We start from the raw sequence: 12992 nt of genomic DNA, 5'->3' as shown, positions 1-12992 counted from the left end.
ACTCGGGTTTTCGTCTCCAGCGATTTCCGCTAAGCTAAATATGTAAGCACTTTCTTAGTCGAGTGCGGCAAGAAGTAAGATAGGAGGATAAAGAGATGGGGATGGTGACCGCCAAGATCACCGAAACAAAAGAAAAGCCACTGCTGAAGCATATAAGGAGGTTATGGAAATATAGGCTGTTATATGTTCTACTGCTGCCCGCTACCGCATGGGTTCTCATTTTTGACTATCTCCCGCTATATGGCATCAGCATTGCGTTTATGGATTATAACGCTATTCAGGGATTCTCCGGCAGTGAGTGGGTCGGATTCAAATATTTCCGAATGTTATTTGAATCAGAATTGTTCCTCCATGCCTTCAAGAATACACTGCTTATCAGCTTATACAAAATGATTAGCGGGTTCCTTTGCCCGATCCTGTTAGCGCTTGCATTGAATGAAGTTAGAGTTGCATGGTTCAAAAAGTCGCTTCAAACGGCCGTCTACCTGCCAAGATTCGTGTCTTGGGTCGTCTATGGAGGGATCATAACGCTGCTCCTTTCACCGGAAACTGGAGTCATTAATAAAATCATCGAATTCTTCGGTGGCGATCCTGCTTATCTGCTCGTCGAACCGGCATATTTCCGAACGATCCTTGTCGTCACGGATGCCATGAAAGAGATGGGCTGGGCAGCTATCATCTATATTGCAGCCATCGCTGGGCTTAATCCGGAAATGTACGAAGCGGCTATTATGGATGGGGCATCACGCTTTGGGCGGATTATTCACATTACTGTGCCGGGAATTATGGGAACTATCATCGTCATCTTCATCCTGAGGGTCGGATATATCATGAGCGCTGGGTTGGATCAGGTGATTAACTTGTACAATCCGATGGTCTTTGAGGTTGGGGATATTCTGGATACGTACATTTACCGTGTAGGCATCGAGCAGTTCAGTCTCAGTCTTGCCGCTGCGGCTGACGTCATCAAGGGCACAATTGGACTTGTGATTTTGCTGGTTGCCAATCAGTTCGCTAAACGAATCAATGATTCCGGCATTTTCTGAGAAAGGAAAGAGAACCGATGAAGCTTACAAAAGGCGAGAAGGCCTTTGTCTCCACCAACTATATCATTCTAACCACATTGACGATTCTCATTGTCATCCCATTCTGGTATGTTATTTCCGTATCCGTTACGCCGTACCATATTTTCAGTGAAAAAAATGGATTGATTCTGTTTCCGACTTCCTTCAGTTTGGAATATTACAAGTACTTGCTGCAGGAAGGCTCGCTTATATACTCTGCGTACGGCAATACGATTCGCAATACAGCGGCCGGCGTCTTGCTTGCGCTGTTCCTTACGATAACGGCGTCTTACTCGCTCGCGGAGAAACAGCTGCCCGGTCGGCGAATGATCATGCTCTTCTTTGTTTTCACCATGCTATTCAAGGGCGGAATGATTCCTACTTATATCACCATTAAACAGTTGGGATTACTAGATACAAGTTATGTGTTGATTGTGGTTATGGCCTTCAGTGCTTTTAACATGATCATTATGAAATCGTTTTTTGAAGGCATCCCCGATAGCTTGCGGGAATCTGCTTCAATTGATGGGGCATCCGAGTTCAGAATCCTGTGGCAGATCGTTCTGCCCTTATCCAAACCGGTCATAGCGACGATTGGACTCCTTTATCTAGTCGTCTACTGGAACGATTTCTTTAATGCTATGCTCTATGTGACGGATTGGCACAAAGCGCCTGTACAGCTCGTACTCCGCACGATTATTGCAAGTTCCAGCCTCCCGCCGGAGCTGCTTGAAGCGGCTGGCTCAACGCCTCCGCCTACGATAGGCATTCAAATGGCTGCTATTATCATTGTCGCCCTGCCGATGCTCATTATTTACCCTTTCATTCAAAAGCATTTTGAGCAAGGCATGTTGATTGGCTCGGTGAAAGGTTAAAGTGAACATATCAAAGAGAAATCAAGGAGGTCTATTTTACATGTCAAATCAAGTGAAAGTTTGGTCGAACGGTATGCTTGCCGCCATTTTAGTCGGAACCGTAACGGTTGTGGGGTGCAGCAAATCCAGCGACTTACCTGCAGTTTCTTCTTCGCCTTCAGGAAGTGCGGTATCGGCATCGCCGAAAACGGAGGAGCCCTACGAACTGAAATGGTTAAAAGCCCAGGACATATCCAAGCCTTACGATCCATCGAAAGATGTAATCAAACAAGCTGTAGAGAAAAAGCTGAATATCAAGATTATTCCCGAAATGGTTGACCTTCAGCAGTACAAAACGAAGTTAAATCTGAAGATGTCGAGCGGTGATATTCCTGATGTTGTTCGAATTGATTTCGCCGATGATTTCCAAAAATATGCGCAGCAGGGCGCTTTCGCTGATCTTACGGCCCTGATCAATGAGAAGGATACGCCGAATATTCTCAAGGAAGTGCCGAAGGAAGTTTTTGAACAGGCGAAAGTAAACGGTAAGATTTACGGTATTCCATATCAAGGCGGACCGGGCTCAGGATACCGCTGGAATCTTGTGCTGCGAAAGGATTTTGTGGAGGGCATGGGGGCTATGGTTCCGAAAACTCTTGATGAATACTACAATTTGTTGAAAAAAAGTAAGGCAGAGAAACCTGATGTGATTCCGCTCGGAGGCTATACGGCACAAATCGGTCAGCAGAAATACGCGAATAATTCTTTTGACCATATTTTCGGCGCGTTTGGTGTGACACCTGGCTTTTTTACCGAGAAGGATGGCAAATTCAGCAATTACGACATTGATCCCAAGATGAGAGAAGCCCTGCAGTATCTGCAAAAAATGTATGCAGAAGGACTTATCGACAAAGAATTCGCGACGATTAAGGAAGAGCAGCTGAGGGCGAAGCTGTATAGCGGCAAGCTGTTCTCTTGGATGGGCTGGTGGTCCACGCCGAACGATTACGATACCCAAGTTGAAACAAACGAGTTAAAGAAAAGTGGTAAACTCACAGCAGATGGAAAGCTCGCCGATCAGTCCTTTCAACCGTACAAATATTTGACTTTGACCGACTCGCTTGTTGGTACGGATGGCAAAGCTGTAGCCCCTGCAGGTGCTCCATTCGGCCAAATGCACGCGATCAGCGCCAAAACGAAAGATCCTAAGAAAGTATTGGCTATGATCGAGAACTCGTTATCACTTGAGAATCAGATGCTTACCGTGTGGGGCATTGAAGGGGAAGACTATCAAATCGATAATGGCAAGATGAGGGTCGTTACTGATCTAATTGATCCCAAGACACAGCAGGATAAGAACGGGAACTTCCGTGGTATTCAAAGCTATCTGTTTGCTCCCGGACTGAAAGGCTGGCCACGTTACCTAGAGTCGCTTCCACTCCGCCAGTCACAGGCGCTGGATGTCGCAATTCATAATAAGTACCAAATTACCGACGCTTCCAACTATCTGGATTCACCAACCAAACTAGCTAAGCTGGTGGAGCTGAATACCTTGCGCGATTCTGTCTTTACGCAAATCATTATGGGCGCAGACATCAAGAAGTTTGACGAATTTGCAGAAAAATGGAAATCACAGGGAGGGACAAAAATATTAACTGAGCTCGAAGAATCCTTGAAGAAAAAGTCAGGCAAGTAGAAGGAAAGCATGTCCTTCTTGAAGAAGCTTTAGATATGAATGGGAAGCCCCTCGGCCGATAAACATCGGTTGACGGGGCTTTAGCCATAGCATCATTGAAAAGGATGGGGATTATGGCAATTCAGATACAAAAACGGAAAGGCAAATCAGGATTACTGTCAAGGCTCGGTCTTCCGATCTTTGTGCTGATTGTCACCTTCATCGCTTTATTTGCAACGGCGGCTAGTTACATTCTCATCCGAGTTCAGAACGACCATTCCCTCAAGATGGCGGAACAGTCGATGAAATTCGTGTATAGGAATATCGAATACCAGTTCGATACAATGAATAATGTAGCCGCTTTTATTTTAAGTAATCAATCGATAGAGAATCTGCTCGAGGCCACATATCAGGAAACTTTCGAGGCGGCCGATAATTATTACACGCTGGAGACTAACCTGCAGAATCTGTCGTTATTGTCCCTCTTGAATGACTTTGGGTCTCCTGATATGGCGCAGCAATCCTACGTGGTTTCTCTTGCATTGGAACCGGGGAGCGGCCTCTATGCCATGGCGCCAGATGATTTCTATCCGATAACAGGAATCTTCAAGAATGAAGATTTGCAGGATCAGGAATGGTTTCACCGACTGAGCAGCGGGGAACGTCAGAACGTATGGTGGGGCCAGAAGAGGGATCTGATGAATGCCGCTATGATCTATTCCGCGAGGAAAAAGACGAGTCTCAAAGACGGCCGCAGCCTCGGTACGGTTATCGTCGGTGCGGATACCAGGAACATCAAGAGCATGTTCGACAATGCTCATTTGGAGAAGGGCTACCATCTGCTGCTGGATGAAACGAATCAAGTCATCTACAGCGAGCGCTATGATTTTCTCGAAAACGCAGGAAAGTTTCCCTATGTAAGCACATTGACCGGAGCTAAGGGGTCGATCATAACAAGAATAGACGGAGAAAGCCACAGGGTTATGTTCGAAACGCTGAAGAATGGCTGGAAGTTGTTATCGGTGGTTCCAGAGAGCCATTTCAGCCAATACACCTTCGCGATATCCGCCCTAGGTGCTGCTATAACATTGGCTGCTTTGCTGGTTGCGGGCTTCTGGCTTAGAAGAATCGTTGTGCGGGTCACTGTTCCCATTACCAGACTTGTTAACGCTATCCAGCGTCCGGAAGTTGTGGAATTTAAAATGCCGCTTCCTTATCAAAACACAGGTATCTATGAGGTGGATGAGCTGAACCAAAAGTTCGCTGCCATGCTCGTCACCCTGCATAGTTTGATCGAGAAATCCTTTACCGAAGAGATTGAACGCCGCCAGCTACAACTGGAGCTGCTGCATGCCCAGATCAACCCTCATTTCTTATATAACACCTTGGATTTAATTAACTGTCGGGCTATTATGGCGGGAGATCAGGAAACGAGTCGGGTCGTTCGTTCACTCGCCAACGTATTTCGTTACGGCCTGAATCGAGGTCAAATCTGGATTTCCTTAGAAAGTGAGGTCAAGCAGGTTGAAGCTTATCTCCACATTCAAAAGATGATGATGGATGATCTGAACGTCGATATACAAGTACCTGATGAGTTGTTGTCTGCAAACATCGTGCATTTAATTTTACAGCCTCTAGCTGAAAATGCCATCATTCATGGGTTTGCCGATCGTCATTCCGGTTGCCGAATCACTGTTTCAGCACGATTGGAAAGGGAGGAGCTTGTGATGCGTGTCGAAGACAATGGACGAGGTTGCGATGCAAATAAAATGAACCAAATGCTTTCTCAACAGCCTGTGCGTGATGTCGGTATTAAAAATAGCGGCATAGGAACCGGTTACGGTACTATGAATGTACACCGGAGAATCCAACTGCATGTTGGTGAAGCTTATGGTTTACGATATATAGGGGTAAAAGAGGGAACATGCGTTGAAGTTGTTCTGCCCTACCATCCGGAGCAGCCAGTATGAAGAAAGGAAGGGTCTGAATGTTCAAACTGCTGATTGCAGAAGATGTGAAGATCGTTCGTGAAACGTTGGTTCACGCCATTAACTGGCAAGCTTTAGATATTGAATTGTTGGGCGCCGTTGAAAATGGTGAGGAGGTTCTGGCCTGGCTGGACCGCGAGGAACCAGATCTTCTCTTGACCGATATTGGGATGCCTAAGATGAATGGCTTGGAGTTGATTGAGGCTGTAAAAGCTCGCAATCCGGATATCCGCTGCATTATTTTATCCGGACTCAATGAGTTTGAGCACGCCCGGCAAGCCATTAAACTGCAGGTGCTCGACTATGTTCAGAAGCCGATCGACCCGGGCGAGATTGAAAGAGTTCTTGCGCACGGGGTTGAGGTGCTGCGCAAAGAACGAGGAGAGCGTCAGGCCTTGGCTCTCACACAACAAGCCGCCAAGGACAAACTTCCGAATTTGTTGGAAACTCTGCCGCTTGGGGAATGGTCCGGAAGTTTAAAAAAGAAGAAGCTGGTCGAGCAAGCGATCCAGTACTTGAAAGCAGAATACACGCGCAAGGAATTGGCGCTATCCGTTGTATCCGCTTCAGTTGGATTAAGTGATAAATATTTGAATCTGCTGTTTAAAGAAGTAACTGGTATGACGATCAATTATGCGATCATTCGCCTTCGAATGGAGGAAGCAGCGCGACTGCTGAAGGATCCCGCCATTAAAATCTATGAGGTTTGTGACTGGATTGGATATACAGACCAGGATCATTTCCGGGAGAGCTTTAAGAAGCAGTATGGTATGACGCCGTCCGAGTATCGCAACAAGTTCTTATAGGGTATCAGTGTTTGCCTAACAATGGCAAATGTCCAATCAAGCACTCTGTACCGAACATATATTTATACTGTAGTGAAAAACAACTGAAGGGAATGAGTAAACATGGGAGCAGTAGGTTATGGTGCAGGTTGTGGTGACGGTTATGGGATGGGCCGTAACGTAGCATTTATTTTAGTTCTTTTTATTCTTTTAGTTATCATCACATCAGCTTTTGTAATTTAAATTTCCTTCATCCAACAAAAAAATCGAGAATAACAAAAACGGCCCTATCGCGAAATAGATGCGACCACGGGCCGTTTTTTTATTTCGGCTTTTTCCTCCGCGGTTACCTCCCAATATCATACGTCCAAGCAAGCACTCTGTACCGAACATATATTTATACTGTAAGTGAAAAATCACTGAAGGGAATGAGTAAACATGGGAGCAGTAGGTTATGGTGTAGGTTGTGGTGACGGTTACGGGATGGGTCGCAACGTAGCATTTATTTTGGTTCTTTTTATTCTTTTGGTTATCATCACATCAGCTTTTGTAATTTAAGATTCCTAAATCCAGCACAATGATAATCAAGACAAACGGCCCTATCGCGCGTGCATGATAGTATCCTTGCATATACCCATGATGAATCCCATCGTGATATCCATGGTGGTTCATGTGATGATGCATAGGGTGGTGGGTCCCATGATGGTATGGATGCAATTTGATTCTCAAATTTCTGCATAAGTTATCCCGATGCGTCTGAGCTTTTCCTCCGCGTTTGCCTCCCCATGGCATACGTCCAATCAAGCTATATGTACTGAGCGTATATTTATAACGTAGTGAAAAATCACCAGAGGGGAGAGAATAAAAATGAGTGGAGTAGGTTATGGTTATGGCCAAAACGTAGCATTTATCTTAGTTCTTTTTATTCTTTTGGTAATCATCCTAGCAACTTTTGCAATTTAATCCAACAACTCAAAAAATAGCAAGAATACAAAAACGGTCCTATCGCAAAATAGCGAATAAGGGCCGTTTTTCTAGTTGTTCTTATATGTTAAAATAAGGTAAATTTATGTCACAAAGAATTGAAGAGGAGTTGTATTTACCATGACTAAAATATATGGCTGCCAGTAGAAGTGACATTAGATTTTCTGGGTGGGAAGTGGAAGACGGTCATCCTGCGGTATGTATCCAAGCAGACTTTACGCTACAACCAGCTTCATCAGCGGATGCCGAATATCACTCAGCGAATACTGACCCTTCAATTGAAGGAACTGGAGGAGGATGGCTTGGTCCAGAGGATTGTATTTGACGAGCGGATTAAAAGAGTTGAATATTCCCTCACCGAGTATGGCAAGAGTGTTGAGCCGATTCTTGAGCTTATGTGCGAATGGGGCAAACAACGTATGCGCGAATTCGACCTGCAAGTGAGTGCTTTGGGGACGTCAGGCGAATAGCACGTAACCATGGCAACGTTCTACGAACAAAAATGTGCCGTATTGTTTGCTGAGGTTCCACCCTGTATAATTCTGGATATGGATTACATCTATAAAAAAAATTATGAAGGCGGGATATCACATGGTAGTGGAAATCATTCGGTATGACATAGCGCCAGAATCAGCTAAGCAATTCATAACGGCATATACAGAGGCTGGAACGTATTTAGACCGCTCTACGCATTGTTTGTCATATGAGGTCATTAAGGGCATTGAAGAAGCTAATCATTTCATTGTCAGAATCGAATGGGACTCGATGGAGGGACATATGCAAGGATTTCGGACGAGCTCAGATTTTCAACATTTCTTTTCATTGGTTAAACCCTTTTTCAATGCAATCTTAGAGATGAAGCATTATAGCGTTATTGCTAACTCCCGATGACCAAGACCAGGCTTGAGGCTCTTAGTGATGGCGTCATAGCAATCGTGATGACCATTTTAATTCTTGAATTTAAAGTCCCCAAGATCGAATCAGCCGAAGGAAATTGGGGGCTCGTTAAGGATTTTATTCATAATCTTCCGGTCGTTCTCAGTTATATTATCATAAAAATGGATAATGCCTCTAAACTAACGATGAGCCATAGTTGCATAAAAAAAGGTCAGTTTGCTCATGCAGATTGACCTTTTTTTGTTTTTGAGATAAGGATACGCAGATTCATACTGTCACCCAGAGAAGCCCACACTTTCTCAAAAACCATGGCATATCATGATTTTAATTTGTAGGAGAAGTTATTGCGAAACTGTAATTAAATAAGAGGTGAAATAATTGCAAAATAAGACAATGACTCAAGGTAAGGCCAAAAAACCGATAAGAAAAAAACCTAACTCAATTCAAACTCGGGGTGATATATGGGATATACCAACACTAAGGCATTTATTGCAAAGGAAACCTAAAATCATATTTAAAGGTAAAAGTCGGTTTCAAAATATTGTCCTAGTAGAAGCGAAAGATGTACGGATGTATTTGGATAAGCAATTGCAATTCAGTTCACTGGATGAACGCTTTTATCACGAAGCACTTGTTCATCCGGCAATGACGATGTCCCCCAGTCGACGTCATGTATTAATATTAGGTGGAGGTGATGGATTCGCAGTACGAGAAGTTCTTAAGTATAAGGATGTAAAAAAGGTTGATCTGGTTGAGCTGGATCCCAAAATAATCAAACTAGCAAAAAGTAAGCCCCTATCTACTTTAAATCATCGTTCATTATTTAATAAACGCGTGAAGGTTCATCAAAAGGATGCAAGATTATTTTTCCCTACTTCAAAGACCTATAATGTGATTATCGTCGATTTTCCCGATCCATCAGACAAAGTAATTAGTAAGCTGTACACAAAAGAATTTTTCCAACGCATAGTAAAATCGCTTGCTCCTGGCGGTATGATCGTCATCCAGTCCAATTCGACAGAAGATATGCCACGTGTATATTGGAGCATTCATCATACATTGAAAAGTGTAGGATTGAATACGAAAAGCTACTATGTTTATGTCCCTTCTTTTGGAGACTGGGGCTTCCAAATTGCTTCGTTTAAAAATTTTATACCAGGCAGAAAAAAAGTATCGGTCCCTAACCAAACACTCCCCAAAAACCTTTCAACGTTGTTCAAATTGCCAAAAGAAGTTCTTGAAGAAAAAAAATATGCCTTACAAAATAGCTTGAAAAATTTGAGGTTATTCAAATATTACCATTCTGATCAACGTAACGCTGTAATGGGCTAAGAAAGAGGGCTATCGGATAGCCCTCTTTTTTCTTTTCAACCGGTGCTCATTCTTACTTCAATTTTATAAAGAACTCATCATTTTTTATTTTATTGGGTAGATCCAGGCATGTGTTTTCAGTAGATTCAATGGTCCATCCTGCCACCTTTGTTCCACAAATCACTGCTTCTTTTAAAGAAAGCCCCCTTACCAATCCCATGACTGTACCTGAAAAAAAAGCATCTCCAGCTCCGCTTGAATCAACAAGTTTGACGGGAAAGACAGGTTGGTACCCAACTTCTTTGGTTTGAGGATTATAATAGACAGCCCCTTTTTCTCCTAAAGTAACGATCATAGAGCCCATTCCTGTCCGATCAACAAATTGAATAAGAGACTCTAGTTTTTGAGCGGTAGTTAAATTCGTAAAATTCAGCTCGAAAAATAGATCTGCTTCAAAATTGTTGCATATAAAACAATCTAAATGATCTAATAGCTCTCTATGATTTAAAATCACGTCTAAGTTGCCGGGAACGCCGTAGATCGGTTTCTTTTCTTCTGCAGCTAGCTGGATGACGCTATGAGCAATTTGGAAATTAAGATCCAATTCAAGCGCAACGTGCGTGGATTGCCTAATCATTTCTTTCCCTTTGTTTGAAATCAATTCTTGTAGGAGAGTAAGATCCGGCATTTGAGAGATGGAACCGGCTAGATCGCCTTTTTCGTCCAAGATCGCCAGCCACATGCCCATTCCCAGTTGTTTTGACTCGAAAAGACCATCGGTATTGACGTTTGACTTGTGAAGTCTCTCTACGACTTCTTTCCCAATGGCAGTGGCATCAATGGAGGAAGCAAAATATGTCGCTACATCGAGATTTGCTAGATTTTCAGCTACATTTCTTCCTACACCGCCGTGTACAAACTGAATGTTACCCAGATTTCTAGTAAATGAATGATAGTTTTTCCAGGCAAATCCTTTGCAGTCTATGAAAATCGTTCCAATTACTAGAACAGAAGGAGGCAGATTCATATTTTCAACCCCTTATACCATTATGGTGTGTGTTACTACTATATGTATATTCGCAATCTTCTAAATGCGTAATGTGCATTCTACCAACAGTTATATATTTAGGCATGATAATAGCTACTCATCCATACCATTTGGTTTCTATTACATAGAATATAGTAACTTTTAATAGAAAAGGGGTGAGAGAATGAAGACAGGTTCAGATCCTCCTAAGCAAAGGACTTTACCGGAGATGGTTAAAGAACAAACGACCATTATTGTGGAATTAGATCCCCCAAGAGATCTGGATTACTCTCCTTTTTTAGAGGGGGCCATAGCGTTAAAAGAGGCAGGAGCAGACGCGGTAACTATGGCAGATAACTCGCTCGCGATGACTCGTATCAGCAATGTGGCGATGGGGACACTCGTGAAAGAACAGGTTGGAATTCGCACTCTCCTCCACGTGACTTGCCGGGACAGGAATTTGATTGCTCAACAGTCTCATATGATGGGACTCTACGCTTTGGGCATTGACCATGTGTTAACGGTAACGGGTGACCCTCCGCGCTATGGTGATCTTCCGGAAGCCACCTCCGTATACGATACAACTTCAATTGAAATGATACGCCTGATTAAAAAGCTAAACGAGGGGATTTCATTCTCGGGTCGTCCCCTTAAAGCACGTGCGGGATTTACCGTTGGGACAGCCTTCAATCCCAATACACGGCATTTAGACAAAGCAGTTGAGAGATTGGAGAAAAAGATTGCAGCAGGTGCGGATTTTGCCATGAGTCAGCCTCTTTTCTGTCATCAACAAATCGAACAGGTCGCACGAGTTACTGCGCAGCTATCTATTCCTATCTTCATTGGGATCATGCCTTTAACCAGCTATCGGAATGCTGAATTTCTCCATCATCATGTCCCGGGCATACGACTTTCAGATGACGTACTTGCGAAGATGGCTCGCTACCAAGGTGAAGATGCAAGAAAACAAGGAATGGAAATTGCAATGGAACTCGTGGATACTGTTTCTCGTTATTTTAAAGGTATTTATTTGATTACTCCGTTTATGCGGTATGAAATGACGGCGGAATTGACGAGGTATGTGAAGAGTAAGAACCAAGATGGGGGGATTGCTGGATGTCAACCGTCGTTGTTGTAGGAGCGCAGTGGGGGGATGAAGGAAAAGGGAAAATAACCGATTATTTAGCGGGAAAAGCGAGTGTTGTCGCTCGCTATCAAGGCGGCAATAATGCCGGTCATACCATCGTGTTTGCGGGAAATAAATATAAACTGCATTTGATTCCTTCCGGAATTTTTTATAAGGATAAAATTTGTGTGATTGGAAACGGAGTGGTCATTGATCCAAGGGCGCTTGTTCAGGAGATTGAGTATCTTCAAAGTCACAAGGTGAGCACGGATAACTTACGGATCAGCAATCGGGCACATGTCATTTTACCGTATCATCTTAAGTTGGATTCTGTAGAAGAAGATGCGAAAGGTCTGAATAAAATTGGTACAACGCGCAGAGGAATTGGACCTGCGTATACGGATAAATTTGCTCGTGTGGGTATTCGAATAGCGGATCTACTGGATCCAGGGGAATTTGAACGTAAGTTGAGGCGTAATGTGAAGGAAAAAAATCGGTTGCTTGACAAAGTCTACGTGGCAGAAGGTTTTGCTATAGAGGATCTTTTAGATGAATATTTGGCAATAGCAGAAATCCTCCGTCCCTATGTGACCGATACGTCAGTTCTGCTAAACGATGCGATAGACGCTGGAAAAAGAGTTTTGTTTGAAGGTGCCCAGGGAGTCATGTTAGACATCGATCATGGAACCTATCCATTCGTGACCTCTTCCAATCCGATCGCAGGAGGGGTCTGTATTGGCGCAGGTGTCGGACCAACTAAGATTCAGCAAGTGATCGGAGTAGCCAAGGCTTATACGACAAGAGTAGGAGACGGTCCATTTCCGACTGAATTAAGGAATGAAATTGGAGACCACATTCGTGAGATTGGTCATGAATATGGTACTACCACAGGTCGTCCAAGACGTGTGGGATGGTTTGACAGTGTTGTGGTTCGCCATGCTCGCCGTGTGAGTGGAATTACAGGACTTTCACTTCACTCGATCGATGTTTTGACTGGCATTACTAGTTTGAAAATTTGTACGGCATATCAGTATATAGACGATGTCATGGAATCATTCCCGGCTAATCTTAACATCTTAGCTGGGTGCGAACCGATCTATGAAGAGCTCCCCGGCTGGTCAGAGGACATTACAGGCGTCAAGTCAATGGAAGATCTTCCTGTCAATGCGCGTCATTTCATAGAGAGAATCAGTGTGTTATCGGGGATTCCAGTTTCAATTTTTTCAGTTGGACCAGACCGAGATCAAACGATAGTAATGAACCAAGTATTTCTACCATAAA

14 protein-coding genes and 1 pseudogene are annotated in these 12992 nt (G+C 43.6%); 14 read left to right on the top strand and 1 reads right to left on the bottom strand.

Features of this window, described 5'->3' with window-relative positions:
* Positions 1-95: 95 nt before the first annotated feature.
* The 12 genes from ASD40_RS04980 to ASD40_RS04940 all read left to right on the top strand — a co-directional run bounded on the left by ASD40_RS04980 (position 96) and on the right by ASD40_RS04940 (position 9579).
* Positions 96-1046 (top strand): ABC transporter permease, encoded by a 951-nt coding sequence (locus ASD40_RS04980; RefSeq protein ID WP_057302230.1) that lies wholly within the window; start codon positions 96-98, stop codon positions 1044-1046.
* A gap of 17 nt (positions 1047-1063) precedes the next feature.
* The gene (locus ASD40_RS04975) at positions 1064-1939 is read left to right on the top strand and encodes a carbohydrate ABC transporter permease (protein WP_057302229.1); all 876 of its coding nucleotides are present in this window, start codon (positions 1064-1066) and stop codon (positions 1937-1939) included.
* Between the two features lie 40 nt (positions 1940-1979).
* Positions 1980-3614, top strand: a complete 1635-nt coding sequence (locus tag ASD40_RS04970) for an extracellular solute-binding protein (protein WP_057302228.1) — start codon at positions 1980-1982, stop codon at positions 3612-3614.
* Between the two features lie 113 nt (positions 3615-3727).
* Positions 3728-5563: a cache domain-containing sensor histidine kinase gene (locus ASD40_RS04965; RefSeq protein ID WP_057302227.1), complete on the top strand. Its 1836-nt coding sequence runs from the start codon at positions 3728-3730 to the stop codon at positions 5561-5563.
* Between the two features lie 17 nt (positions 5564-5580).
* A complete protein-coding gene (locus tag ASD40_RS04960; protein ID WP_057302226.1) occupies positions 5581-6387 on the top strand; it encodes a response regulator transcription factor in 807 nt (268 codons plus the stop codon).
* Positions 6388-6489: 102 nt separating this feature from the next.
* Complete coding sequence (locus ASD40_RS36250) at positions 6490-6609, top strand: YjcZ family sporulation protein (RefSeq protein WP_082562067.1); 120 nt, start codon at positions 6490-6492, stop codon at positions 6607-6609.
* Positions 6610-6804: 195 nt separating this feature from the next.
* A complete protein-coding gene (locus tag ASD40_RS37740; RefSeq protein WP_082562066.1) occupies positions 6805-6924 on the top strand; it encodes a YjcZ family sporulation protein in 120 nt (39 codons plus the stop codon).
* A 309-nt stretch (positions 6925-7233) separates the two neighbouring features.
* The gene (locus ASD40_RS37050; RefSeq protein ID WP_156389900.1) at positions 7234-7329 is read left to right on the top strand and encodes a YjcZ family sporulation protein; all 96 of its coding nucleotides are present in this window, start codon (positions 7234-7236) and stop codon (positions 7327-7329) included.
* A gap of 170 nt (positions 7330-7499) precedes the next feature.
* On the top strand, positions 7500-7820 hold the full coding sequence (locus tag ASD40_RS04955) for a winged helix-turn-helix transcriptional regulator (RefSeq protein WP_327205273.1): 321 nt from the start codon (positions 7500-7502) through the stop codon (positions 7818-7820).
* Positions 7821-7941: 121 nt separating this feature from the next.
* A complete protein-coding gene (locus tag ASD40_RS04950; protein WP_057302224.1) occupies positions 7942-8241 on the top strand; it encodes an antibiotic biosynthesis monooxygenase family protein in 300 nt (99 codons plus the stop codon).
* Positions 8238-8480, top strand: a complete 243-nt coding sequence (locus tag ASD40_RS39350) for a TMEM175 family protein (protein WP_057302223.1) — start codon at positions 8238-8240, stop codon at positions 8478-8480. Before ASD40_RS04950 ends, ASD40_RS39350 begins: the two co-directional genes overlap by 4 nt.
* Before the next feature lie 145 nt (positions 8481-8625).
* Entirely contained in the window at positions 8626-9579 is a 954-nt protein-coding gene (locus ASD40_RS04940) for a fused MFS/spermidine synthase (RefSeq protein WP_057302222.1), read from the top strand.
* 52 nt (positions 9580-9631) lie between these two features.
* Here the strand turns inward: ASD40_RS04940 and ASD40_RS04935 are convergent, their stop codons facing one another.
* A complete protein-coding gene (locus ASD40_RS04935; protein WP_057302221.1) occupies positions 9632-10585 on the bottom strand; it encodes a carbohydrate kinase family protein in 954 nt (317 codons plus the stop codon).
* Between the two features lie 196 nt (positions 10586-10781).
* Between ASD40_RS04935 and ASD40_RS04930 the strand changes: the two are divergent.
* Positions 10782-11723 (top strand): annotated as a pseudogene (locus ASD40_RS04930) (methylenetetrahydrofolate reductase); the annotation flags it as partial.
* The gene (locus ASD40_RS04925) at positions 11702-12991 is read left to right on the top strand and encodes an adenylosuccinate synthase (RefSeq protein ID WP_057302220.1); all 1290 of its coding nucleotides are present in this window, start codon (positions 11702-11704) and stop codon (positions 12989-12991) included. The pseudogene ASD40_RS04930 and the gene ASD40_RS04925, both read left to right, overlap by 22 nt.
* Position 12992: the final 1 nt, after the last annotated feature.

Origin of the sequence: Paenibacillus sp. Root444D2 (assembly GCF_001426375.1) — a bacterium.
Classification (GTDB): Bacteria; Bacillota; Bacilli; order Paenibacillales; family NBRC-103111; genus Paenibacillus_E.
The sequence above is the reverse complement of the archived record's forward strand: the minus strand, read 5'-3'. Positions and strand labels throughout refer to the sequence as shown.